Genomic DNA, 265 nt, shown 5'->3' on the forward strand with positions numbered 1-265 from the left:
GCGGATGACGGATAAAAACTCATTCGGTCCCACGCGACGCGTGTCCATGTGTGCGGCCAGCATCGATACGCGGAGCGTTTCGCGAACATGCGCCACCGCGTCCATCGATCTGATGCCGCCGGTGCCGGAGTGTGCGTACACCAGGAAGACGCGGTAGTTACGCAGGTACAGCGGGTACTCGCGCTCGTTGGCCAGCCCCTTCAGCGCCGACCGTTCCCAGAAGGCTTTGGTGATGGCGTTGAGGCGCGGCGCCATGTCACCCTTC

At 63.4% G+C, this 265-nt stretch carries 1 protein-coding gene; it reads right to left on the minus strand.

Features of this window, described 5'->3' with window-relative positions; translation table 11 throughout:
* Positions 1-255 (minus strand): hypothetical protein (locus tag IBT54_RS24970; protein ID WP_236263732.1); only part of this gene is annotated, 255 nt, incomplete at its 3' end.
* Positions 256-265 lie beyond the last annotated feature (10 nt).

It is taken from the genome of Pantoea sp. S62 (genome assembly GCF_016658625.1).
Taxonomy (GTDB): domain Bacteria; phylum Pseudomonadota; class Gammaproteobacteria; order Enterobacterales; family Enterobacteriaceae; genus Pantoea; species Pantoea vagans.